At 61.8% G+C, this 22,432-nt stretch carries 23 protein-coding genes and 1 pseudogene; 2 read left to right on the top strand and 22 right to left on the bottom strand.

Annotated features, from left to right (window positions below; translation table 11 throughout):
- Window positions 1-307: 307 nt before the first annotated feature.
- From J2857_RS21730 to J2857_RS21625, 22 genes and pseudogenes are all read right to left on the bottom strand, one after another.
- The gene (locus J2857_RS21730; RefSeq protein ID WP_210012158.1) at window positions 308-631 is read right to left on the bottom strand and encodes a hypothetical protein; all 324 of its coding nucleotides are present in this window, start codon (window positions 629-631) and stop codon (window positions 308-310) included.
- Window positions 632-645: 14 nt separating this feature from the next.
- Entirely contained in the window at window positions 646-1,551 is a 906-nt protein-coding gene (locus tag J2857_RS21725) for a 2-hydroxyacid dehydrogenase (protein ID WP_210012462.1), read from the bottom strand.
- A gap of 68 nt (window positions 1,552-1,619) precedes the next feature.
- Window positions 1,620-2,333 (bottom strand): amino acid ABC transporter ATP-binding protein, encoded by a 714-nt coding sequence (locus J2857_RS21720; RefSeq protein WP_210012461.1) that lies wholly within the window; start codon window positions 2,331-2,333, stop codon window positions 1,620-1,622.
- Between the two features lie 101 nt (window positions 2,334-2,434).
- Window positions 2,435-3,229 (bottom strand): transporter substrate-binding domain-containing protein, encoded by a 795-nt coding sequence (locus J2857_RS21715; protein ID WP_210012157.1) that lies wholly within the window; start codon window positions 3,227-3,229, stop codon window positions 2,435-2,437.
- 52 nt (window positions 3,230-3,281) lie between these two features.
- On the bottom strand, window positions 3,282-3,938 hold the full coding sequence (locus J2857_RS21710) for an amino acid ABC transporter permease (protein WP_080952390.1): 657 nt from the start codon (window positions 3,936-3,938) through the stop codon (window positions 3,282-3,284).
- Window positions 3,939-3,954: 16 nt separating this feature from the next.
- Window positions 3,955-4,623, bottom strand: coding sequence for an amino acid ABC transporter permease (locus J2857_RS21705; RefSeq protein WP_210012156.1), 669 nt, complete (start codon window positions 4,621-4,623; stop codon window positions 3,955-3,957).
- A 113-nt stretch (window positions 4,624-4,736) separates the two neighbouring features.
- Window positions 4,737-5,768, bottom strand: coding sequence for a LacI family DNA-binding transcriptional regulator (locus J2857_RS21700; protein WP_210012155.1), 1,032 nt, complete (start codon window positions 5,766-5,768; stop codon window positions 4,737-4,739).
- Between the two features lie 95 nt (window positions 5,769-5,863).
- Entirely contained in the window at window positions 5,864-6,688 is an 825-nt protein-coding gene (locus tag J2857_RS21695) for an inositol monophosphatase family protein (RefSeq protein WP_210012154.1), read from the bottom strand.
- A complete protein-coding gene (locus J2857_RS21690; protein WP_210012460.1) occupies window positions 6,689-7,678 on the bottom strand; it encodes a LacI family DNA-binding transcriptional regulator in 990 nt (329 codons plus the stop codon). It abuts the gene before it with no gap.
- 15 nt (window positions 7,679-7,693) lie between these two features.
- Window positions 7,694-8,431: pseudogene (locus J2857_RS21685) on the bottom strand (glycerophosphodiester phosphodiesterase); the annotation flags it as partial.
- Window positions 8,432-8,439: 8 nt separating this feature from the next.
- Entirely contained in the window at window positions 8,440-9,495 is a 1,056-nt protein-coding gene (locus tag J2857_RS21680; protein ID WP_210012153.1) for an ABC transporter ATP-binding protein, read from the bottom strand.
- Window positions 9,495-10,352, bottom strand: coding sequence for a carbohydrate ABC transporter permease (locus J2857_RS21675; protein ID WP_210012152.1), 858 nt, complete (start codon window positions 10,350-10,352; stop codon window positions 9,495-9,497). Before J2857_RS21675 ends, J2857_RS21680 begins: the two co-directional genes overlap by 1 nt.
- Before the next feature lie 2 nt (window positions 10,353-10,354).
- Window positions 10,355-11,656, bottom strand: coding sequence for a carbohydrate ABC transporter permease (locus J2857_RS21670; RefSeq protein ID WP_210012151.1), 1,302 nt, complete (start codon window positions 11,654-11,656; stop codon window positions 10,355-10,357).
- Window positions 11,657-11,787: 131 nt separating this feature from the next.
- Window positions 11,788-13,134, bottom strand: a complete 1,347-nt coding sequence (locus tag J2857_RS21665; RefSeq protein ID WP_210012150.1) for an extracellular solute-binding protein — start codon at window positions 13,132-13,134, stop codon at window positions 11,788-11,790.
- A gap of 220 nt (window positions 13,135-13,354) precedes the next feature.
- Window positions 13,355-13,438, bottom strand: a complete 84-nt coding sequence (locus tag J2857_RS31430) for a hypothetical protein (RefSeq protein WP_306868634.1) — start codon at window positions 13,436-13,438, stop codon at window positions 13,355-13,357.
- Between the two features lie 246 nt (window positions 13,439-13,684).
- On the bottom strand, window positions 13,685-14,746 hold the full coding sequence (modC, locus tag J2857_RS21655; protein WP_210012149.1) for a molybdenum ABC transporter ATP-binding protein: 1,062 nt from the start codon (window positions 14,744-14,746) through the stop codon (window positions 13,685-13,687).
- Window positions 14,743-15,444 (bottom strand): molybdate ABC transporter permease subunit, encoded by a 702-nt coding sequence (gene modB / locus J2857_RS21650; protein ID WP_210012459.1) that lies wholly within the window; start codon window positions 15,442-15,444, stop codon window positions 14,743-14,745. The genes modC and modB overlap by 4 nt, the downstream gene beginning before the upstream one ends.
- Window positions 15,445-15,659: 215 nt before the next feature.
- Window positions 15,660-15,887: a hypothetical protein gene (locus J2857_RS21645; protein ID WP_210012148.1), complete on the bottom strand. Its 228-nt coding sequence runs from the start codon at window positions 15,885-15,887 to the stop codon at window positions 15,660-15,662.
- Window positions 15,888-15,982: 95 nt separating this feature from the next.
- A complete protein-coding gene (locus J2857_RS21640; protein WP_210012147.1) occupies window positions 15,983-16,213 on the bottom strand; it encodes a hypothetical protein in 231 nt (76 codons plus the stop codon).
- Window positions 16,214-16,505: 292 nt separating this feature from the next.
- Window positions 16,506-17,306, bottom strand: coding sequence for a molybdate ABC transporter substrate-binding protein (gene modA, locus J2857_RS21635; protein ID WP_210012146.1), 801 nt, complete (start codon window positions 17,304-17,306; stop codon window positions 16,506-16,508).
- A gap of 108 nt (window positions 17,307-17,414) precedes the next feature.
- The gene (ggt, locus tag J2857_RS21630; protein WP_210012145.1) at window positions 17,415-19,007 is read right to left on the bottom strand and encodes a gamma-glutamyltransferase; all 1,593 of its coding nucleotides are present in this window, start codon (window positions 19,005-19,007) and stop codon (window positions 17,415-17,417) included.
- A 154-nt stretch (window positions 19,008-19,161) separates the two neighbouring features.
- Window positions 19,162-20,124, bottom strand: coding sequence for a LysR family transcriptional regulator (locus tag J2857_RS21625; protein WP_210012458.1), 963 nt, complete (start codon window positions 20,122-20,124; stop codon window positions 19,162-19,164).
- Between the two features lie 129 nt (window positions 20,125-20,253).
- On the opposite strand from J2857_RS21625, the gene J2857_RS21620 reads away from it, so the two are divergent.
- The gene (locus J2857_RS21620) at window positions 20,254-21,651 is read left to right on the top strand and encodes an MFS transporter (protein WP_210012144.1); all 1,398 of its coding nucleotides are present in this window, start codon (window positions 20,254-20,256) and stop codon (window positions 21,649-21,651) included.
- Between the two features lie 236 nt (window positions 21,652-21,887).
- Window positions 21,888-22,424, top strand: coding sequence for a MarR family winged helix-turn-helix transcriptional regulator (locus J2857_RS21615; protein WP_210012143.1), 537 nt, complete (start codon window positions 21,888-21,890; stop codon window positions 22,422-22,424).
- Window positions 22,425-22,432: the final 8 nt, after the last annotated feature.

Raw genomic sequence — 22,432 nt, 5'->3', positions numbered from 1 at the left:
ATCTCTATCTCAGTCAGCCGAACCCGGGGAGTGGCGGGGCGCGCCCATGCCGTCCGGAGAGCAGCAAACGCCTAGCGGCTGGACCCGCATCCATCGCACCGTCGAGAACCGGGAAGGGATGGTTGAGCGGCTGAAACTGGCGGGCTGCGGCTTCCGCAACGAGATCATCCAGGGGACCGGCGGCAAACAGATCCTGCTCGAAGAGCCGTCGGGGAACCTGATCGAACCGTTCAAGCCGAATACGCCCGCTTATCGCGCCCCTGGATCGGGCACAAAGACTGCCGGGCTTGACGGGCCGACGACGAATTCAGCTCGGGACCAGATCGAAGACGTGATGATGGATGCGTCCGTCGAACATTTCGAGCAGACCCTTGGTCATGTCCCGGCTTTCGTAGCGAACCGGCGATTCCAGGGCCGCGGCCAGTGCTTCGCGGCTTTCGTACATGGTCGACAGCACCATCGGGTAAGACGGAGCACCTTCGTCGCGTTCGATATTATAAAGCACGCGCACTTCCTTGATGCCCGGAAAAGCGAGCCACATCGGCATCAGCTTCTCGGCCACATAGGTCTTGAAGGCGTCTTCCTGGCCGGTGTGGATCGCGCCTTCGAAAAAGGCCTGACGGATGATCATTCTGCTTCTCCGGCTCAGTTGACGGTGGTCGGCGGCTTTTCGCCGGCGAAGTGCGCGGCGATATTGGCAAGCACCAGTTCGCCCATTGCAACGCGGGTCTCGACCGTACCGCTGCCCTGATGCGGCATCAGCACCGTGTTCGGCGCGGTGAAGAAATCTTCGCGGATGCGCGGTTCATTGAGATAGACGTCGAGGCCAGCGGCGGCGATCGTGCCGTCGTTCAGGGCGGCGAGCAGGGCATCCTCATCGACGACGCTGCCGCGCGCGATGTTGATTAGAATGCCCTTCGGCCCCAGCGCCTTCAGCACCCCGGCATTGACGATATTCTGGGTCGCGGCGTTTGCGGCAACGATGACGCAGAGCACATCGCTGTCTTCCGCCAGAGCTACCGGCGAGGCACAGGATTTCCAGGCGGTGTCCTTGACCGGTGAGCGGTTCCAGAAGCGCACATCCATGCCGAAGGCTTCAGCGCGGCGGCCGAAGGCCTTGCCGATCTGGCCGAGGCCCAGAATGCCGAGGCGCTTGCCCTTGGGGCTGTTGCCCAGCGGAAAACCTTCCCTGCCCCACTTGCCGGCGCGCACGAATGCGTCGCCCTTGGCGATATGGCGCAGCACGCCGAGCATCAGCGCGATGCCCATGTCTGCCACGTCATCGGTCAGTACGCCGGGCGTGGTGGTCACGTCGATATTGCGGCTGCGGGTGAATTTCAGGTCCACCTTGTCGGTGCCGACACCGTTGATGGCGATGACGCCGAGCGCCGGCAGCTTCCCGATCCACTCGTTGGAGAGGCCGGAGCCGCCGCCTGTCGCAACGGCGCGGATGTTCGGCAACGCCGCTTCCAGGCTTTCCTTCTGCGCCGGGTCGTACATCCGATGCACCGTATAGGCGGCGTCGAGCTGGTCCTCGATGAACTGCATCATCGGTTCCACAAGCAGGATATCTGGTTTCACGTCCGGAACTCCGTATTTCTATGAATGGCCGTAAGCCCTCAGGATATCTGCCCGAGGAAGATTTTCAGGCGTTCGTTCTTGGGATTGCCGAAGAATTCCTCCGGCGCCGCTGTTTCGAGGATCTCGCCGCGGTCCATGAAGATCACCCGGTCGGCAACCTGGCGGGCAAAGCCCATTTCGTGGGTGACGCAGAGCATGGTCATGCCCTCCTTGGCGAGGTCGATCATGGTGTCGAGCACTTCCTTGACCATTTCCGGGTCGAGCGCCGAGGTCGGCTCGTCGAACAGCATGATCTTCGGGTTCATGCAGAGTGCGCGGGCGATCGCGACGCGCTGCTGCTGGCCGCCGGAAAGCTGGGCGGGGTATTTCTCCGCCTGCTCGGGAATGCGCACCCGCTCCAGGTATTTGCGGGCGGTCTTTTCCGCCTCGACCTTGGAAATGCCGCGCACCTTCATCGGCGCCAGCGTGCAGTTTTCCAGAACCGTCATATGCGGGAAAAGATTGAACTGCTGGAAGACCATGCCGGTCTCTTGGCGGACGATATCGACATTCTTGCCGCCGGCGGTCAGGTCATGTCCGTCGACGACGATCGTGCCCTTCTGGATCGTTTCCAGCTGGTTGATGCAGCGGATCAGGGTCGACTTGCCGGAGCCGGAAGGGCCGCAGATGACGATCCGCTCCCCCCGATTGACCGACAATTCGACGTCCTTCAGCGCGTGAAAGCCGCCATACCACTTGTTGACGCCTTCCATCCTGACGGCGAGTTCGGAAGTTCCTCGCGTGGCCGCGGCCGATGCGTTTGCGTTCACCTCAGTCATTGCGAGGAACTCCCTTTCGATCGTCAGTTCTGGTCTTACTTGGCGTTGGCGACGAAGTCCGGCAGCGGAGCGCCGAGCCACTTTTCATGGATCTTGCCGAGCTCGCCATTGGCCTTGACCTTGGCGATGAAGGCGTTGACGGCCGTCAACAACTCCGCCGAGCCCTTGCGCACAGCGATGCCCTGCACCTGCTGGCTGAGCTGCAGCTTCTGGGTGAAACGACCCGGAGCTGCCTTTTCGATCTGGGCTGCGACGACGTTCGAGACGCCGATCAGCTGAACCTGGCCGGACAGCAGGGCCTGGACGGCGCTGGCATCATCATCGAAACGCTGGATCTTGGCATCCTTCGGCGCGATCTTGGTGACGCCGGTATCCTGGGTCGAGGCGCGAGCGACGCCGATCGTCTTGCCGGACAGGTCTTCCGGCTTGGAGACCTCGGTCGCCTTGGCGCCGAATACGCCGATCGAGATGCCAGCATAGGGCTGGGAGAAGTCGACGCTCTTGGCGCGCTCCTCCGTGATGCCAAGCGAGGCGACGAGCAGGTCCACCTGGTTGCTCTGGAGGTAAGGAATGCGGTTCGGGCCGGTGACCGGAACGATCTGCACCTTCACGCCGAATTCCTTGGCAAGCAGCTTTGCCACGTCGGCGTCATAACCGTCCGGCTCATTCGACGTGTTCATGATGCCGAATGGCGGGAAGTCGACCAGCATGCCGATCTTGACGGTGCCTGCGGACTTGATGCTTTCGACGGTCTGGGCCGATGCGGCGGAGGCACCCATCATCAGGCCTGCGCCGATGACGGCCATAACCATGCGTCTAGAAATATTCATTTTCCTACCCTTTTCTGTTGCGCCGGTTTTCCTCCCTCCGGCTCGGGTCCCGTCAACGTGCCGTTGCGCGGGAAAATCTGAGTTCCATGCGTCGCGCCAGCACCGAAAGCGGCCAGCAGAGGACGAAATAGACCGCTGCCACCGTGCCGAACACCATGAACGGGCTGAACGTTGCATTGTTGATGATCTGGCCCTGGCGGGTGAGCTCGGTAAAACCGATGATCGCCGCAAGCGAAGTGCCCTTGATCAGCTGTACCAGGAAGCCGACCGTCGGCGCCACTGCGATCTTCGAGGCCTGTGGGAGCACGATGTAGCGCATCCTGTTATAGTAGCGCAGGCCGAGCGCGGTCGCGGCTTCCCGCTGGCCCGGCGGCACGGCTTCGATGCAGCCACGCCAGATTTCGCCGAGGAAGGCGCTGGCATGCAGGGTGAGCGCGACGGTTGCGGCAAGCCAGGGATTGATGGCAAACCCGAGGATGTTCATGCCGAAGAACACCAGGAAGAGCTGCATGAGCAGCGGCGTTCCCTGGAAGACGCGGATGAAGCCGGTGGCGATCAGCCGCGGCCATTTCGCATCCGAGACGCGCATGAGCGCGATCAGCAGCCCGCCGATGCCGCCGCCCGCAAATGCGATCGCCGACAGCGCGATCGTCCACTGCGCCGCAAGCACGATGATCCAGAATTCGTTGATGCCGAAAGGCCTGATCAATGGCATGGTCAGGCTCCTATCGGCTCAGCGGATATTTGAAGGCGGCCTTCTCGATCGCCGAGAAGATCGTCGAGAAACCGACGGACATGACGAGATACATGATCGTGATGACGATATAGACCTCGAAACTCGCAAAGGTCTGCGACTGCAGATTGTTACCGGCGGCGGCGAGGTCGTCGGCCGAGATGGCCGAGACGACGCTGGAGGTCAGCATCAGGTAGATGAACTGGCTGGTCAGCGACGGATAGACGGTGCGCAGAGCCGGCTTCATGATGATGTAGCGAAAGATTTGCAGTTTCGAGAGGCCGAGCGCGGTGCCCGCCTCGATCTGTCCCTTCTGGATCGATTCGATGCCGGCGCGGATGATTTCCGTACCGTAGGCGCCGAAATTCACTACGAGCGCCACGAGCGCCGCACTGTTCGGCGTCAGAAAAATCCCGAGCGACGGCAGGCCAAAAAAGATGAAGAAGATCTGCACCAGGAACGGCGTGTTGCGGATGATCTCGATATAGGCGTCGATGACCCAGCGCAGCGGCGCAATGCCCGAGGTCTTGCCCGCAGCGCAGGCGATCGAGACGATCAGGCCGATGATCATTGCCGCCACCGAAAGCTGGATCGTCAGCCAGGCGCCGAGCAGAAGCTGGTCGAAACCCGCAAACACGGGTTCGAAATTGAAATTATACAACTTGGGACCTCCCCAACGATGTCGAAAGAGGCCGCTCCTCTGCGGCGCCTTTCCATTTAGATCGATCTAAAAGCTTTTCGCCCGGACGTCAACCGGAAGCTGGCGGATTGTTGTCAGGCCGAAATGGCCATCGGCCCGCAGGATTGGCGGATATGCAAAATCGTTTCATTAACAACCCTTCGAGCCGGGCGAGTGGGATCGGCCAACCGATCGAGGAGAAGCCTGGCAGCATTCGCGCCGATCGTCACCGGTGCGGTGGAAACGGAAGTGAGCCTCGGCCGCATCGCCTCCGCGTCGGTCACGTCGTCGAAACCGATCAGCGAAAAATTCTGGCCTACCTGAACGCCCCGGTCGTAGAGGCCGGCGGAAAGGCCGAGCGCGATCACGTCATTGAAGCAGATCACCGCTGACGGCTGTTCGACTTGGCCGAAGAGAAGATGCGCCGCATCGGCGATTTCACCGATCTGGGTCGGTACGCGCACGATCAGGTTCGGATCGAGCCCGCGCGACTGCATGGCGTCGCAAAACCCTTCGACGCGTTCGCGATAGGCGGAATGGATCGGCCCCTGGACGGCAAAAGCGATCGTCCGGTGACCGAGCGAGGCAAGGTAATCAACCGCCTGGCGCATGCCCGCCGCATAATCGGCACCAGCATAGTCGACTTCCTCGGAGATCTGCCGGAGCACCTGCACCAGGGGCAGATCCCATTCTGCGAGCTGGTGAAGGAAGGCCGGCTCGGTGCCGGCCGCCGGGCAGACGATGACGCCATCGACGCCATGCTCGCGCATCCGCCGCATCACCATGTCCTGCCGTTCGACGAGATCGCCGCTATTGGCAAGGATCACCACCATGCCGGCCGAATCGATCACCGCCTCGATGCCCGAGAGCAGTTCGGCGAAGAACGGGTTCGTCAGATTGGGCACGATGACGCCGACGGTGTGGCTGCGCTCGGCCCTGAGCCGGGCAGCACCCATGTTGTAGACATAACCGAGCTCGCGCATCGCCTCCTCGACCCGCGCCCGCGTATCAGCGCCGACCAGCGGGCTCTTGCGGATGACCAGCGAGGCAGTGGCGCGGGAGACATTGGCGCGCCGCGCCACGTCGAGAAGCGTCACGCGGCTTTTCTTTTTGTCTTCGAATGGCATCAAAATCACTTAGCAGAGGTATCAGGAACCCGAACGGATCCCTTCTATACATCGACCTCGACATGTGCGCGGTCAATCCACCTGCTATCTTCACCTCATTCAGCCGCCACGAACAGGCCTTCCATTTCCATCAGGAAGGCGAATTCGCCAGTAAGCCCAGGCGAGCAGGCGACCACCGGCCCGCCGCGTGAAAGCAACTCCCCCAGCGGCGGCACGGCGATCGTTGCGCCGGCCTCCGAGGCGATCAGCACCCCGGCCAGCATGTCCCAGGATGAGAGGTGCCGTTCGTAATAGAGATCGGATACACCCTCGGCAACGCGGATGAGGCCGATCGCGGCGGCCCCCATGCGGCGGTAATCGATGCCGCGCTCGTAGAGTTTTCGGGAGATCGCGAGGTAGTCCTCGAAATCGGTGCGGCGGGAATGGCCGAGAATGGCGATCGCGTGGTTGGGATCGCTGGTCTTGGCTGCTGCGATCGGCTTGCCTTCCTTGAAGGCGCCCTCACCGCGGATCGCGTGGAAAACCCGATCCTGCGCGGCGTCATAGATCACGCCCACCAGGATCTTGCCGCTGGAGACGAAGGCGATCGAGACGCCCCAATGGCGAAAGCCTCGGATGAAATTGGTGGTGCCGTCGATCGGATCGACCACCCAGGTACCGCGTTCTCCGGAATGCCCCCCACCCTCCTCGCCCATGAAGGAATCGTCGGGGAATTCGCCGAGCAGTGCTGCGCGGATCGCTTCTTCGGCCCGTTTGTCGGCGACGGTGACGAAGTCCTGCAGGCCCTTGTTCTCGACACCGAGCGTTTCGGGAAGAGCCTCGGCGCGGAAGGCGGCAGCCTCCATGCCGACCCGGCGGGCAACCTCGATTGCGCTCCTGGCGCGGGCTTGCAGGGAGGAGAGATCGAATGCAGATGCCATTTATGCACTTCTTCTTTTGATCAGCGTCACCGGTGTGAACTCTACCCGCGCGACGGCGTCCGGTTCTGACATGCGGCTGGTCAGGAGATCGATCACCTGCTCCGCCTGCACGTCGCAGGGCTGTACGAATGTGGTGAGGTCATAGGCCGACCAGCTTGCCTGAGGGATGTCGTCATGACCGATGACTTTGACCGAACCGTAGTTCCGCCCAGCCTTTGCGAGTCCGTCGAGTACGCCGCAGGCCATGTAGTCGTTGACCGAAAAGACCCCGTCGATGCCCATGTCGATCAGCGCCTGTGCCGCCTCCTGGCCATGGGCGTAGTCGTTGATGGCGACCGGGATCAGCGGCGCGTCGAGCCCGAGCATCTGGCAGCGGCTCTGAAAGGCCTCGGCACGGCGGCGCGAGGAATAGGAAACGGCCGTGCCCGCGATGACGGCGAGCTTCTTGGCACCCGCTTCGACGAGATGATCGACGGCGGTGTAACCCGACATCCGGTCATCGGAGACGACCCGATCGACGAAGGGAAAATCCTCGCCCTTGTTGACCAGCACGATCGGCACGCCCTCGACCGCGCATTCCTCGAAAATATGCGAGGGCGGTGCATCCGAGGTGATGATGACGCCGGAAACGGCGTAATGCAGCAATTGGCCGATGACGGTGGCGCTGTCCGCTTCCTTGGAGGTCGGCAACAGGATCGGCCGGTAATTGCGGGCGATCAGTGCCCGGGCCAGGTTTTCGAGCTGCTGGGTGCGGAACGGGTTGTCGAGGCCGGCCGCCACCAGGCCAACGAAATCGGAGCGCTTGTTGGTGAGGCTGCGGGCGAGATAGTTGACCCGGTAGCCGAGCTCCTTGGCCGCCTGATACACCTTCTGCCGGGTTTTTTCCGAGACGCTCGCATCCGGCGTGAAGGCGCGCGACACCGCGGCTCGGGAAACGCCCGCCGCACGCGCGACGTCGAAGGAGGTGACGCGGCGGGGCTCGCGAGACATGCCGTTCGTCTCTTTGGGACGCATCAAATCCGGCAGGTCGGTGCAGATGCCGAGCACGGGCAGAGCCATGATGTCTTTGAGCACATCCGGCCGCTCCTCGTGCCAGAGCACGATTTCCTTCCCGTCCGCAAAAGCCCTGTCGATCAGTTCCTCGGTGACGAATTCCTGCGGCGTGTCGCTCGCCTTTTCCCAGCAGAGATGCAGGATATCGGCGCCGGTCGTCTCACCTGCCGCGTGCGGATCGTGGCCGACGCGGATCAACACCGAAAGCGGATAGTCGCAACCCACGTCGCGGAGTTCGCGCACTTGTGCGACATCGAAGGAACCGAGGCAGGCGAAGCGCTGGTTCATGTCCCTCAGGTGTTGCCAGCAGAGAGGGCCGGTTCCCGGACGCTTCAGCTCGACATACAGCCCGCAGCCGGTCTCGCGACCGAGTGCGGCGACTTCCGCGAAGCTCGGCACATCCGGCACAGCCTCGCGCAGCTCGGCAAAGGTCATCTGCGAGATATGCAGATCCTGCTGGAAGACGCGCTGCAGATGGTCGTCATGGGAGACGACGACCACGCCGTCGGATGTCATCTGGGTATCGAGTTCCCACATTTCGGCGCCGAGTTCGGCGGCGCGGCGAAAGGCGGTGAGCGTGTTTTCCCGCTCATGGCCGCTCGCGCCGCGATGGCCGATGCAGAACGGCAACCGGCCCTTGTTTTCCGGCCAGCCGAACTTGCCGAAGAAGGCGGAAAAGTCGCGCGTCAAAGCGTCCATCACAATCTCCGGCCGTCTTCGGCGAAAACGAAGGTCGAGGCGCTGTCGAGGTTCCAGCGCACGCTGTCGCCCGGCTTCACGTCGTCGCGTACCGGCTGGATCGACCGCAGCACGGAACCGTCCGGCAGAACGACGTCGTAGAGGTTCTCGCGTCCTTGCGTTTCCGCAAACACGACCTTGCCTTCGACCGGTATGCCTCCCGCCGTCCCGAAATGCTCCGGGCGGACGCCGAGGCTGAGCGTCGTGCCGTCCGGAATGCCCGAAAGCGCGGCGATCGGCAGGCACAGGCCATTTTCGCCGAGCACGAAAGCCCCCTGCTGAGCCTTGCCCTTTAGGAAGGAGATCGGTGGGTTTCCGAGGAAGCTGGCGACGAAGGATGTCCGCGGATCCTTGTACATTTCCGACGGGGTGGCGATCTGGACGATTTCGCCCGATTTCATGATGGCGATGCGATCGCACATTGACATCGCCTCCACCTGATCATGGGTGACAAGGATCGCCGTGATACCGGTCTCCTTCTGCAGCCTTCGAATTTCCGAGCGCATTTCGAGGCGGAGTTTCGCGTCGAGATTGGCGAGCGGTTCGTCGAGGAGCAGCACATCCGGGCGGCGGATCAAGGCGCGGGCGAGCGCCACGCGCTGCTGCTGGCCGCCGGAAAGCTGAGCGGGGCGCCGGCCCAGGAGATCGCCGATATGGACGAGGTCTGCGATATCGGCGACCTGTTTCTTGATGTCTGCCGAGGCTATCCGCCTCACCATCAGCGGGAAACCAATGTTTTCCTCGACCGTCATATGCGGATAAAGCGCATAGGACTGGAAGACGACGCCGACATTGCGCTCCTGGCTCGGCAGGTCGGTGACATCCCGTGTGCCGAACAGGATGCGGCCGGAGGTCGGCCGGTGGATGCCGCAGACGGCAAACAGCGTCGTCGACTTGCCGCAGCCGGAAGGCCCGAGCAGGGCCAGCATTTCGCCGGAACCGACCTCGAGGTTCATGTCCTCGATGATATTGGTGGAGCCGAAACTCTTGGAAAACTTGTCGAGCAGGATACGCATCAGCCCTTGCTGCCTCCGCCATAGATGTTCATGAGATGCTTCTGGAAAAAGACGTACAGGATCAGCACCGGCACGACGTAGAAGACGCCGACGGCCTTGAAGGTGCCGAAATCGAAATTGTTGTCGTCGATGATCAGGCTGGCCAGATAGACCGACAGGACCTGCACCTTCGCGCCTGGCGCCAGCACCTGCGGCATGATGAACTCGCTCCAGCCGGTGAGGAAGGAAAAGAGCCCGAGCGCCATCACCGCCGGCTTGATCTGCGGCAGCACGAGCCGGCGCCAGACCGTGAAGCGCGACGCGCCGTCAACTGTCCCGGCCATCTCGATCTCCCAGGGCACGGTGTCGTAGAACCCCTTCATCAGCCAGATGCCGAGCGGAAGTTCGACCGCAGCCTTCACCAGGATCACCCCGATCAGCGAATTGTAGAGGCCGATCCACTGCAGCACGATGAAGATGGCGATGATCAGCGTCACCGACGGAAAGGCGTGCAGCACCATGACGCCGGCGAGGAAGAAGCCACGCGCCGGCACGTTGAGGCGCGAGAGCACGTAACCCGCCATCGACGAGACGATGAGGATGACGCCGGTGATGCAGCTTGCGAAGATGAAGGTGTTGAGCGTGACGAGCCAGATGTTCGGCTTGCCGGTCTTGGTCTCCCAGAGGAAGCTCCAATGGCGGAGGGTGAACTCGCTCGGAATCAGCGAGCCGACTTCCGTATCGCTGATCGTGTCGATGAAGAGATAGGCATACATTACCAGCAGCGGCAGGCTGAAAAGGCCGAGCAGCAAGATCACGGGGAGGCTCGAGAAATTCGCCGAGACCATGCTTGACGAAATTTGTGGTTTTTCGACCATGGTCAATCCTCGATCAGCGGCTTGGAGATCAGCGTATCGTAACGGAAGATGCGCAGGTAGATGAGCGACAGCACGATGCCGACCACCACCAGCACCAGCGCCATAGCGGCGCCCAGGCCGTATTCCAGATTGCCGGTATAGTTGTTGAGCGCGGTGTGGAAGGCGGCGAGAGACCAGACTTCCGTCGCCTTCCCCGGCCCGCCGCGGGTCGATAGGAGGATTTCGTTGAAGGACGCCAGGAGCGACAGCGTCTGGTAGCAGGTAACGAACAGGATCGGCCAGCGCAGCTGCGGCAGGATGACGTGGCGGACCTGTTGCCAGCGGCTGGCGCCGTCCACCTCGCTTGCATGGAACTGAGTCTGCGGGATCGCCTTGATCGCGGAAGAGAAGACCAGCATGCCCATCGAGGCGCCGATGAAGCCGTTGATCAGGATCACGAAGAACCAGGCGTTATAGGCGCTGTCGAGCAGGTAGTTTTTCGGCGGATAACCGAACTGGCCCACGAACATCGAGATGAAACCGCTGTCCCAGGTCAGCCATTTCCACAGCAGCACATAGATGACGACCGGCGTGATGCGCGGCAGCAGCCAGATGGCGCGGAAGATGGATGCGGTCGAAGCCGGCATGTAATGGGTGGTGATAGCGAGGAAGAGCGCGTAGCTGACGTTGAATAGGAGCAGCGTCACCGAGACATAGAAGGCGGTGTTCAAGAAGATCTGCGCCATGTCCGGCGAATTGCCAATGATCCGGAAGTTTTCCGTCGTCCAGACCCAGCCGGTATAGGTGGCTTTGGCGACCGTATCCTGTTCGGCCGGCGTCAGCGTGAAGCCGAGCTTCTTGAGGCTCGCCATCAGCTCGTCGCGGGTCTCGAAACGGGTATTGAGAACCGAGCGATTGAAGAGGTCGGAAATCTGCTTGACCTCGCGGGTCGAGGGTCGGTCCTTCAGCGCCTTGATCACGCGCTCCGCCTCCCGCCGCGAGGGAAATACCTCGCCCATGTGGCTGGTGCGCAGTTCGGTGGTGAACCCGGCCTTGAGCTTCAAGGCCTCCAGCGCTGCAAGCCCTTCCTCGTCGACCACGAAGCGCGGCTCGGCAATACCGTTGGCGAGCTCCGGCATGGCGGTCTTCAGGCGGTTGACGGCGCCTTGCGTGACCTGCCAGGCCCCGCCGGAAATGCCGGTCGCGGTGCTCATATTGGTCATGGCGAAGATGGCGGTCAGGATGACCGGCATCAGGAAGAACAGGGAGATCATGACTGCAGCAGGTGCAATCATCACCAGTCCGAGCGTTCGTGACGTTCGCATGGGTGAAGCCTTGGGAGACGGATGGGGTATGGGCGGCGGAGCGAGCGCCGCCCACAGTTTGGGGCGAGGAGTCTCGCCCGAACAGTCAACGACTTATCCTGCCCTGTGCGAGCGAGATAAGCCGCTTGGTATCAGCGGATGATGATCGCTGCGCCGAGCGCCGACTTCAGCTCGGCTTCGGCATCGTTGACTGCGACATCGGCCGTCTTCGCACCCGTCCAGGAGGCTTCGAAATTCTTCCACATGATCGTCCAGTACTTGCCGAAATCGGCATTGTTCGGCATGGCGTTGGCATGCGGCAGAAGACGTTCGGTGGCTTCCGAAGCCCAGCGGTTGGCCGCATAGAGGTCGACCTTGGTTTCGGAAGGCGAGATGCCGAGATGGGCGGACTTGATCGCATGCAGCGCATTGATACGCGGCTCAGAGGCGATCTTGATCAGGTCGGCCGCGATCTGGGTCTCTTCTTCGGTATGGCCGGCCATCAGCAGGTAGGCCAGCGGATGGGTCAGCGTGTTGGCCTTGCCGCCTTCACCGGCCGGTACCAGCGTGAACTGAACGTTGGCGAAGAAGTCCTTCAGGCCTTCCTGGTTGACGAGACGGGCATAATGCCAGGTGCCGCCGTGCCAGATGCCGGCCTTGCCGGTGGCGACTTCCTTCCACCACTGGTCGCCCGGCATGCCGATATGGTTCTTCTTGGTGACGCCGGCCTTCACGAGATCGGCGAAATACTGGTAGGTGCGCTTCATCGCAGCCTTGTCGAAGACGAGTTTGCCTTCCTCTTCCATCACGCCGCCGAAGGACGTGTAGAACTGCCAGTAGTCCGGGCCGTTATTGGTGCGCGGATAAAAGCCGTAGCCGGCCTGGACGAGGCCCTTGTCCTGCATCTTCTTGGCGTCTTCCAGGACGTTCTTCAGCGTGTACTCGCCCTTTTCGACCTTGGCCGGCAGAGCTTCGATATCCGCATCGCTATAACCGATCGCCTTCATGTAGGGCTTCCAGAAGAAGAACGGCCGGGATTCTGCGTCCTGCGGGATGCCGTAGACGGCGCCGTTGAAGGAGGTGATCTCCATCAGGTTCGGATAGATATCGCTGATCGGCCAGCTATCGAGGTCGATGAAATTCTCGACCGGAACGATGAGGCCGGCCTGCGCCCAGGGGCCGATGTCTTCATGGCCGGTGGCGACAATGTTCGGAGCCTTCTTGGCCTCGGCGGCGAGCGTCAGGGCCTGCTTGAAATCCTCCCAGCCGGAATACGGCGTCTTCTGTACGATGATGTTGAGTTGCTCGCCGCGGATGGCGGCTTCGCGTTCGAGAATATCGGCAGCGATGTCGAACGCATCGGTACGATAGTTATCGTTCGGCCCGGAACCGCCGGACCAGACGGAAATGGTTACATCCTTGGCGGAGGCGAAGACCGCGGTCGAGGCGAAGAGAACTGCCGCAAGCGTGGCGGACTTGAGTATCGGAAGAACAGTCATGGTTTACTCCCCGAAGAGCGAAATGGCTTCTTCCGAACCCTGAGAGGCCTATCGGCCGGAGCTGCGGAAGCGCTGAAGATCATCAACAGGAAGCGGTCTAGCGACGCTCCTTAACACCCGGATGACAAAATGTACGCGTGTGCAAAATTTGTTTCAGAAGACGCTTCACACGTCTTCAGATAATCCTGAACGTCCCATTTCGCCGTTTCGATAGGCATTGTCATATCTCCTTCGCCATCTGTTTTGCCGAAGCGATGTCCTTGCTTTGGATGCTCTTGTCCCCACCGCAGAGCAGGACAACGATTTCTCGGCCCTGCTGAGTGAAATAGAGCCGGTAGCCGGGACCGTAAGCAATACGCGCCTCCTACCCCTCGCCGACGGGGCTTCACATCGCCAAGATTGCCAATCTCCGTACGGCGAATGCGTGCAACTATTCGCATTCGGGCATTATCGTCGCGAAGTTCCCCGAACCACTTTGAGAAAGCTGCCGTTTTGCGAACTTGGATCATTTGTAATCCATAGTTCACAACTCGCTGAAGATCAGTCCACGCTACCGCTCCAGAGCCACCGTCTTGATCACCGCAAATACCGGCTTTTCGAGCCTCAGGTCGAGGCGGTCCGCCGAAAGCGCGGTGATGCGGGCGAGCACCATGTCCCCGCCGCAGCGGATGCGGATGCGAACCATGCCGTCGCCGTCCGGCTCGATCGCCGCAATCGCGCCTTCCAGGATGTTGAGGGCGCTCAACCCCTCCGGCCGCTGGGTGGCGACCATGACGTCGCGTTCGGGGATATGCACCCGGACGCTTCTCCCCTCTTCGACCCGAGCATTCGGCACGACGATCTGCGCCTGCGCAAGCCGGATCGTCGCCAACCGATGCGGGATATCGATCGTCTCGACCGTGCCAGTCAGCACGACCCCGGCATCGCGGCGTTCCGTCGATGGCATTGAGAGGACCTCCGACGGCGTGCCGACGGCCTCGACCTGGCCGTCCTTCATAATCACCACGTTGTCGGCAAGCCGCGCCACTTCCGAAACCGAATGGCTGACATAGACGATCGGCGTCGAGGTCTCGTCGCGCAGGCGTTCGAGATAGGGCAGGATTTCGGCCTTGCGCAGGTCATCGAGCGCGGCGAGCGGCTCATCCATCAGAAGGAGACGCGGAGCAGAGAGCAGCGCCCGCCCGATCGCGACGCGCTGTTTTTCGCCACCTGAAAGCTTCCCCGGCCGCCGGTCGAGGAGCAGGCCGATACCCAATAGTTCGACGATCCGATCGAAATTTTCCGGCGCCGCTGTCTTCGGCGCGAACCAGCGGCCATAAGCGAGGTTCTGACGCACCGAGAGGTGAGGGAAAAGCCGGCTCTCCTGGAAGACGTAGCCGAACCGCCGTCTGTGCTTCGGCACGAAAATGCGGCTTTCAGTATCGAGCAGCGTTTCGCCGTCGACCACCAACCGCCCGTGTTCCGGCTTCGACAGTCCCGCGATCACTCGCACGAGCGACGTCTTGCCGGAGCCCGAAGGTCCGAACAGGGCGGTCACGCCGCCATCCGAGGTGAAGCCCGCATCGAGGACAAACTCTCCCAGCGTCTGCCGTGCCTTGACGGTGAGGGTCATTCGATATGGACCCTCTTGCCAATCAGATAGGCCAGGAACTCCGAGGCAAGCAGCGCGGCAAACGAGATGGCGATCGCGACCAGCGTCAACCGCATCGCGCCGGCATCTCCGCCCGGCACCTGCGTGAACGTGTAGATCGCTGCGGAAAGGGTCTGGGTTTCACCGGGAATATTGGAGACGAAGGTAATCGTCGCGCCGAACTCGCCCATCGCCTTTGCGAATGCGAGGATCATGCCGGCGATCACGCCCGGCAGGATAAGCGGCAGCGTCACGGTGATGAAAACCCAGGCGGGTCCTGCGCCGAGTGTGCCGGCCGCCTCTTCCAGCTTGCGGTCGACGGACTCGATCGACAGCCGGATGGAGCGTACCATCAGCGGAAAGCCCATGACGCCGCAGGCAAGTGCTGCACCTGTCCAGCGGAAGGAGAGAACGATGCCGAGATATTCGCTGAGAAAGGCACCGATGACGCCTCGTCGTCCGAACAGTATCAACAGCAGAAAACCGGTGACGACCGGCGGCAGGATGAGCGGCAAGTGGACGATGCCGTTCAAGATCGACTTGCCCCAGAACTTTCCGCGGGCGAGCAGGTAAGCGACGAAAATGCCGAACGGCAGGCTGACGATCATCGCGACGGCGGAAACCTTCAGGCTGAGCCTGATCGCGGTCCATTCCTCGTCGCTCAATGCCAGCCAGTCCAAACGCCGATCCCCATCCGTAGCCGCCATGCAATATATCGCATTGGATATATCGGGACGGGTCTAATGGCTAGGTCCTGGCGGAAAAGTTACTGGAGGATTCGGGAAACGGCGGTGGGAGAGCGCCGGGTCTACCGCTGCTCTCCCTACACCATCGCATTTACAAGATGGTTTGCTGAACGAAGGCCCGTGGAGCCTCGGTTCTCGTGCGCGACGGGTTAGCGGTTGTCGCGGGTCGTGTCGCCGAAGATCGACTGGCTTTCCTGGCGATCGTTGTCGCGGATCTGGATGCTGCCGGTGCGGACGCTGTCCACATTGCCGCCGTTGACCCTGGCGGAAGCATGGGTCTTCGAGGTGCCTTCATAATAGTCGCCTTCGGCGAGGGCCGAACCTGCGAAGGAAGCGGCGGCGATCATGGCGGCGATAGCGGAGATGGAAGTCTTCATTGTCCTAGTCCTTTCAGAGTTCGTCCGGGGCTCAAGTTTGCGACCTGCCTGGCGGACGATGTTCGGTATCTTGAATGAGCTGCGGTTTGTGCCGGTTAGCGGTTGTCGCGGCTTTCATGCCTGAAGATCGGCTGGTCACCGCGATTATCGTTGGTGCGAACCTGGTCGATGCTGCCGGTCCTGACATTGTCGACCTTGTCGTTGGTCTGCACCGCTGCCTGTCCCTTAGTCGCACCCTGATAGTAATCGCCTTCTGCAAGGGCGACGCCGGCGAAGGAAGCCGAAGCGATCATGGCAGCGGCAAGTGTGGATAGAACGGTTTTCATTGTCGTATTCCTCAATTGATGGACGGAGCCGTTTGGGAGCCGGCGTCCGCTAAGTGGTATTGGGGAAGCGCATTGTTTGCTTCCGGTCATGGAGATGGGGAGCCTGATCGAGGTCGCTAGGGTCTGATTTCCAAACGGAATGTTCGGGATTCGAGAACAAACGATCGTGTGAGATGGGTTGAAATCGAGATTCGGGTCAGGCTGACCGGACCGGCTCCCTCTTGAGAACCGCCGACGGCAAGCGAAACGCAGCCCGGAGAGGGATCGTTTCGATGACCCCTTGCGGGAGTCCTTACGGTTGCTTCAGAACCGTAAAACCTTCCTTTTCAAAGAACGGCGCTGCCTTGGCCGACTTCAGATAGTCGAGATAGGCGGCCGCATCCGTGGACTTCGATTCCGACAGGATAGCGATCGGATAGATGATCGGCGGATGGGTGTCGGCTGGGAAGGTGCCGACGATGGCAACACCCGGATCGGCCGCCGCATCCGTCTGGTAGACGATGCCGTAAGGCGCTTCGCCGCGCGAGACGAACGCGAGTGCCGCCCGGACGCTTTCGGCAGTTGCTATGCTCTTTTCGACCGACGACCAGAGCCCAAGTTTTTCGAGCGAGGCTTTGCTGTACTTGCCTGCCGGAACCGCATTCGGCTCACCCATGGCAAGCCTGCCACCTTTGAGCAGGCCCGCGAGATCGAAGCCCGGCCCGATGTCGACCGGCTTGGCGGCATCCTTGGCGGCGACCAGCACGATGCTGTTGCCGAGCCAGTTGAACCTGGTGTCTTCCTTGACGAGCTTCCTGTCGGAAACATACTTCATCCAGTCGAGATCGGCCGAAATGAAGATATCGGCAGGCGCGCCGCTTTCGATCTGCTTGGCGAGCGCCGAACTTGCGGCGTAGGAAACGATGACTTCCCTGCCACCCTGGGCGGCCCATCCCTTGTTGGCGTTGTCGAGTGCGTTCTTCATGCTGGCTGCCGCAAAGACGGTAACTTTTTCTTGCGCTCCTGCGGGAGCAGCAAAGGAGGCGAGTGATACGAAGGCGGCGGCGACCGACGTCACCGCGAGCCTGATCCAGGAATGCAGATCAATGTTCATGATTTCCTCTCCAATCCTTGAGCGAGATATTCCTTTGGATATCTCGCTGGCGAGGTTTTGACTAGCGTTATATTCCGCAAAATATCTTGATCGGGTTGGAGGGCAGGCTCAGATGCCGAGCGCCATGCCGTCTTTGCGAGGGTCGGAGCCGCCCCTCAGCACGCCAGTCTCCCAGTCGATCCAGATCGCCTGGGCACCACCCATCGCCGATTCTGGCGCCTTCACCTCGAAACCACGCTTGGTGAACTCTGGGCTGACCGTGCTGCGCAGCCGGGCTTCCATTTCGACCTGATTGGTGCCGGGCAGCGGGAAAAGGCGCGGAAGGTCGATGGCGCTCTGGAGGTCCATGCCGTAGTCGAAGACCTTCGAGAGGAAATGGGCGTGGCCCATCGCCTGATACTGGCCGCCCATGACGCCGAAGGGCATAATCGCGCGGCCATCCTTCGTCACCATGCCGGGGATGATCGTGTGCATCGGTCGCTTGCCCGGCGCGATCGCGTTCGGATGGTCCGGGTCGAGCGAGAAGCTGAAACCCCGGTTGTGGAACATCACCCCGCTCTTGGGGTCCATGTGGCCGCTGCCGTAAACGAAAAAGATCGAGTTGATGAAGCTGATTGCATTGCGGTCGCCATCGACGACCGAGAGATAGATCGTGTCCTTGTGCGGCACTTCGTCGAAGGGCGGCAGGTTCTCTATCGCTTTTTCGGGATCGATCATACCAGCCAATTCACTGGCGAGTTCGTCCGAGAGCAGGTAATCGACCGGCACATCGACCTTGGCCGGATCGGCGAGCAAACGGTTACGCGCTGCATAGGCCAGACGCGTCGCCTCGACCTCGATATGCAGGCGTTCAGGCGCCAGCGGATCGCCTTTGCCGGGAAAATGCGACAGGATGTTGAGGATCATCAGCGCGATGATGCCTTGGCCGTTCGGCGGGCATTCGTGGATTTCGTGGCCACGGAATGTCGTCTTGATCGGCGTTACGTATTCACCACGGGCGTTGGCGAAATCCTCGAGCGTATGCAGCGCCCCGATGCCGTTCAGGTAGCTCACCATGCCTTCCGCGATCGGGCCGCGATAGAAGGCATCCCTGCCCTCCCGGCCGATGGCTTCGAGCGTATCGGCGAGTTGTTTCTGATACTGGATCGAACCGGCCGGCGGCGCTTCACCGTTGATGAGGAAGACGCGGCTCGCGGCCGGGTCGCCCTTCAAGAACTCCGCCTGGGCGGCAAGGTCGTGCGCCGTGCGCGGAGGCAGGACGTATCCATCTCGCGCCAGCTTGATCGCCGGCGCAAGGATATCGGCCATCTTCAAACGGCCGTGATCGGCCACCAGCCGCGTCCAGGCATCCACCGCGCCCGGCACGGTGATCGTATGCGGCGAGGTGCGGGTGAGGCTGGTGACGCCGAGCGAACGGAGATGTGCGACGGTTGTGGCAGCCGGTGCGCGGCCTGATCCATTATAGGCCAGCACCTCGTCCGTGCCGCCGAGCGACAGGAGAGCGAAGCAATCGCCGCCGATGCCGGTCGAACCCGCCTCGACCACGCATTGCACGGCGCAGGCGGCGACCGCCGCATCCACGGCATTGCCGCCATTGCGCAGGGTGTCGATGGCGGTGAGCGTCGCCAGCGGCTGTGAGGTTGCGGCCATCGCAGTGCGGCCGACGGCGAGCGAACGGCCGGGTAATTCGAAGTCTCTCATGTCGTGACCTCCCTGATAGGGTCATGCATCAAACTTGACGCCCGCCTCCAACGTGCCATTTCGAATGGCGGTAGGCGAGCATGAAATTGCCGGGTCAATGCGTTGATTGCCATCTCGGAATGTTAGGCATATCGCGATACTGGCCCATCCGGGCTTAAGCTGCGATCCGCGAGATTCCCATCTTGCAGCCGGAGGCTTCGAGCGCCGCGCCGGCGACCTCCACGAAGAGGGTGCGGAACCATGAGGCACGGCTGTCCGCATGGTCGACGCGCCGGTAGAGCATGCTCACCGGCTCGGCGGGCAGGTTGATCGGCGGCAGGTCGATCGTTAGATTATGGAGTTGGGCCATGCAGCGGGCGATCGATTCCGGAATAGTGGCGATGGCCGGCATCGCCCGAAGTGCCGTCGGCAGCGCCGAAAAACGCGGCACAGTCGCCACGACATTGCGGGTTTTCCCGTGACGGGCGAGCGCAACGTCGATGCTGGTCGAGGAATTGCCCTCGAAGGAGACGGCCACATGCGGCGCATCCGCGTAGTCGTTGAGGCCGAGCGGCGCATTGAGCTTGATCTGCGCGGGGTCGTAGACGCAGACGGACGACTGGGTGAAGAGCGGTGCGCGGACGTGCCAGGAGGCCGGATCGCCATGCACCGCGACGCTGAAATCGAACGCGCCGTCATCCAGCATGCGCGAAACGTCACGCCGGTCCGAGGCGACTCCGATCAGCCGCGAACCGGGCGAGAACTGCCGCAGACGAGCGGCCAGCGGGCCGAAAAAAGCCGATTCGAGATTGTCGCACATGCCGATGCGGAACTCGCCTTCCCAGCTTTTGGGATCGAATGCGGCCGGCGGACGGATCGCCCGTTCGATGTTCGAAAGCGCATCCTCGATCACAGGCGCGATTGCCAGCGCCCGGGGCGTCGGCTGCAGGCCGCGACCGACACGCACGAACAGGTCGTCGTCCAGTGCCTCGCGCAATCGCTTCAAGGCTGCCGACAGGCCCGGTTGTCCGAGGAGTAGCCGCTCGGCGGCGCGGCTGACGTTCCGTTCCTGCATCAGCACCGCGAAGGCCAGAAGCAGGTTGAGGTCGATCTTTCGAAGGGTCGCATCATTCATCATCATCAGTAATACCTGCCATGGCAATTATCAATTTGCAATGGGTCTCGAAGATGGACACTTTCTCGATCCTCTGCCGGCCCGGTTCGACCTCCCCGCTCCGGGGGCAGCATACACAAGGATTAGAATCCCATGAGCAATCCTCAATTCCGAGGGGCTGCGGGGCTCGCATTGCTGCTGCTCTGCACCGCCAATTTTCTCGACGCGATGGATGTCTCTACTATCGGCGTCGCACTTCCCGCCATCCAGGCCGAGCTCGGCATGCAGCCCACCTCCCTGCAATGGGCGGTCAGCGCGTATGTGCTCGGTTATGGCGGCTTTTTGCTGCTCGGAGGCCGCGTCGCCGACATTTTCGGGCATCGTCGCGTGTTCCTCTGGTCGCTGGCGATCTTTGCAGCGGCCAGCATCGCCGGCGGTTTCGTCGACAGCGGTCCCACGCTGATCGCCGCCCGCCTCATCAAGGGAATCGCCGCTGCCTTCACGGCACCCGCAGCGCTGGCACTCCTGCTGGCAGTGTTCGGCGAAGGGCCACAGCGTGCCAAGGCGCTTGGCCTCTTTGCCTCCACCGGGGCAGCCGGCTTTGTGCTCGGCATGGTGCTCGGCGGCGCTGCGACGCTGATCAGCTGGCGGGCAACGCTGGTGATGGGGGCGCCGGTCGCGATCCTGACCCTGCTCCTTGCGCCGATAGCCCTGCCGCTCGACGCACGCCGTACCGGACCGCGCCCCGGCTTCGACTGGGCCGGCGCGATCACCATCACCCCCGGCCTGCTGCTCTTCGTGTTCGGCATCACCAATGCGGCCTCAGCCGGCTGGGCCGACCTCCTCACCTGGGGCTCGCTGGTGGCCGCAGTCGTGCTGATCCTCGCCTTCCTCGCCATCGAAGCCCGCCATAAGGACCCGATGGTGCCGCTCGCGATGTTCCGCCGCGCTAGACTTACCCATGCCAATATTGTCGGTTTCCTCTATCAGGGTGCCTATATCGGCTTCCAGTTCACCGCCACGCTCTATTATCAGGCCGTCTACGGCTGGTCGGCCTTTGTGACTGGCTTCTGCTTTGCCGGCGCTGGCGCCTTCGTGATGTTCCTGGCCCCTCGTTTCGCGACGCTCGCCCAGAACCGCGGCACGACCGGCTTCATGACAGCGGGCGTGGCGTTGCAGGCAATAAGCTACATCTTCTGGGTCCTGTCGGTCGGCCATATCGACCCGATCCTGCTGGTCGTGCTCTCGCAGATTCCGCTCGGCCTCGGTTATGCCATGACCTTCCCGTCGATCCAGGTCGCGGCGCTGGCCGATATCGAGGAGGATAAATCGGGGCTTGCCTCCGGCATGTTCTTCGCCGCCTTCCAGATCGGCGGCGGCGTGGTGCTGGCGGCAACGTCTGCCGTGTTCAGCGGCGCTCCCAGCTTAGGCTGGGAACCCTATTCCGCCGCCATCGCCTTTGTCGCGACGCTCGCGGTGGTGATCACGCTGATCGCAGCGCTCGGGCCGAAACCTTCGCCGGCAGTCGACCGGTACCAGGCCGCCGAATAGATCTGCCAGTAAACCGGAGTCCTGCTCTTCGCCCGCGCCACCGCTCGGCGCGGGTTTCTTTTTCGGATACCTCAGCCCAATAGCAGAGCGTCTGCGCGGCAGGGTATGTCCATCGCTTCGCTTGCAGTCCGCCCGGCTTTGTCGGACAATGAGACTGAGGAATATAAATTTGACATCAAACTATATTGCCGCATCTCCCCATTCCTAATAGCTTCCACAGCGGGAGGAGTGCAGGAATGACGGTTGAATCATCGATACGACAGGACGCGCAAGCAACGCCTGCGGAGGGCGAGATGCTTGTCCCGGCCATGTTCCAGAATCTGATCGGATATCATCTGAGGGTGGCACAGGAGATGTCCTTCCAGGCGTTTGCCAGGGCGGCCGGCAAGGCGGATCTGAAGCCCGGATGGTATTCGCTACTGACGGTGCTTGCCGACCGGGAGAGCATGACACCGTCGGAGCTCAGCCGAATCTGTGGCCGCGACCGCTCGACGCTTACCTCCAGTCTCAAGGCATTGTCCCATCGCGGACTGATCGAACGGCGAGCGAACCCCGACGATCAACGCAGCTACAGCGTCAGGCTCACCGAAAACGGTCGCAAAATGCAGGAGCGTTTGCACGCGATCGCCGTCGTATACGACCGCCATCTTGACGAGATCGCCGGCAAGGACAAAGCGGTGCTGATCGCTGTGCTCGGCCGGATCGCCGCGACCTTCGGCACGCCCCAACATCTTGAAGATGCGGTATCGCCGTTGCGAGACCTGCCGCAATGATTTCGAAC

Origin of the sequence: Neorhizobium galegae, from assembly GCF_017877055.1 — a bacterium.
Taxonomy (GTDB): Bacteria; Pseudomonadota; Alphaproteobacteria; order Rhizobiales; family Rhizobiaceae; genus Neorhizobium; species Neorhizobium galegae_D.
The sequence above is the reverse complement of the archived record's forward strand: the minus strand, read 5'-3'. Positions and strand labels throughout refer to the sequence as shown.

Coding starts and splice junctions, on each gene's coding strand:
- J2857_RS21730 (WP_210012158.1), bottom strand. CDS start 631: ATGATCATCCGTCAGGCCTTTTTCGAAGGCGCGATCCACACCGGCCAG.
- J2857_RS21725 (WP_210012462.1), bottom strand. CDS start 1,551: ATGATGCAGTTCATCGAGGACCAGCTCGACGCCGCCTATACGGTGCAT.
- J2857_RS21720 (WP_210012461.1), bottom strand. CDS start 2,333: ATGGAAGGCGTCAACAAGTGGTATGGCGGCTTTCACGCGCTGAAGGAC.
- J2857_RS21715 (WP_210012157.1), bottom strand. CDS start 3,229: ATGAATATTTCTAGACGCATGGTTATGGCCGTCATCGGCGCAGGCCTG.
- J2857_RS21700 (WP_210012155.1), bottom strand. CDS start 5,768: ATGCCATTCGAAGACAAAAAGAAAAGCCGCGTGACGCTTCTCGACGTG.
- J2857_RS21695 (WP_210012154.1), bottom strand. CDS start 6,688: ATGGCATCTGCATTCGATCTCTCCTCCCTGCAAGCCCGCGCCAGGAGC.
- J2857_RS21690 (WP_210012460.1), bottom strand. CDS start 7,678: ATGTCTCGCGAGCCCCGCCGCGTCACCTCCTTCGACGTCGCGCGTGCG.
- J2857_RS21680 (WP_210012153.1), bottom strand. CDS start 9,495: ATGCGTATCCTGCTCGACAAGTTTTCCAAGAGTTTCGGCTCCACCAAT.
- J2857_RS21675 (WP_210012152.1), bottom strand. CDS start 10,352: ATGGTCGAAAAACCACAAATTTCGTCAAGCATGGTCTCGGCGAATTTC.
- J2857_RS21670 (WP_210012151.1), bottom strand. CDS start 11,656: ATGCGAACGTCACGAACGCTCGGACTGGTGATGATTGCACCTGCTGCA.
- J2857_RS21665 (WP_210012150.1), bottom strand. CDS start 13,134: ATGACTGTTCTTCCGATACTCAAGTCCGCCACGCTTGCGGCAGTTCTC.
- modC (WP_210012149.1), bottom strand. CDS start 14,746: ATGACCCTCACCGTCAAGGCACGGCAGACGCTGGGAGAGTTTGTCCTC.
- J2857_RS21645 (WP_210012148.1), bottom strand. CDS start 15,887: ATGAAGACTTCCATCTCCGCTATCGCCGCCATGATCGCCGCCGCTTCC.
- J2857_RS21640 (WP_210012147.1), bottom strand. CDS start 16,213: ATGAAAACCGTTCTATCCACACTTGCCGCTGCCATGATCGCTTCGGCT.
- modA (WP_210012146.1), bottom strand. CDS start 17,306: ATGAACATTGATCTGCATTCCTGGATCAGGCTCGCGGTGACGTCGGTC.
- ggt (WP_210012145.1), bottom strand. CDS start 19,007: ATGAGAGACTTCGAATTACCCGGCCGTTCGCTCGCCGTCGGCCGCACT.
- J2857_RS21625 (WP_210012458.1), bottom strand. CDS start 20,124: ATGATGAATGATGCGACCCTTCGAAAGATCGACCTCAACCTGCTTCTG.
- J2857_RS21620 (WP_210012144.1), top strand. CDS start 20,254: ATGAGCAATCCTCAATTCCGAGGGGCTGCGGGGCTCGCATTGCTGCTG.
- J2857_RS21615 (WP_210012143.1), top strand. CDS start 21,888: ATGACGGTTGAATCATCGATACGACAGGACGCGCAAGCAACGCCTGCG.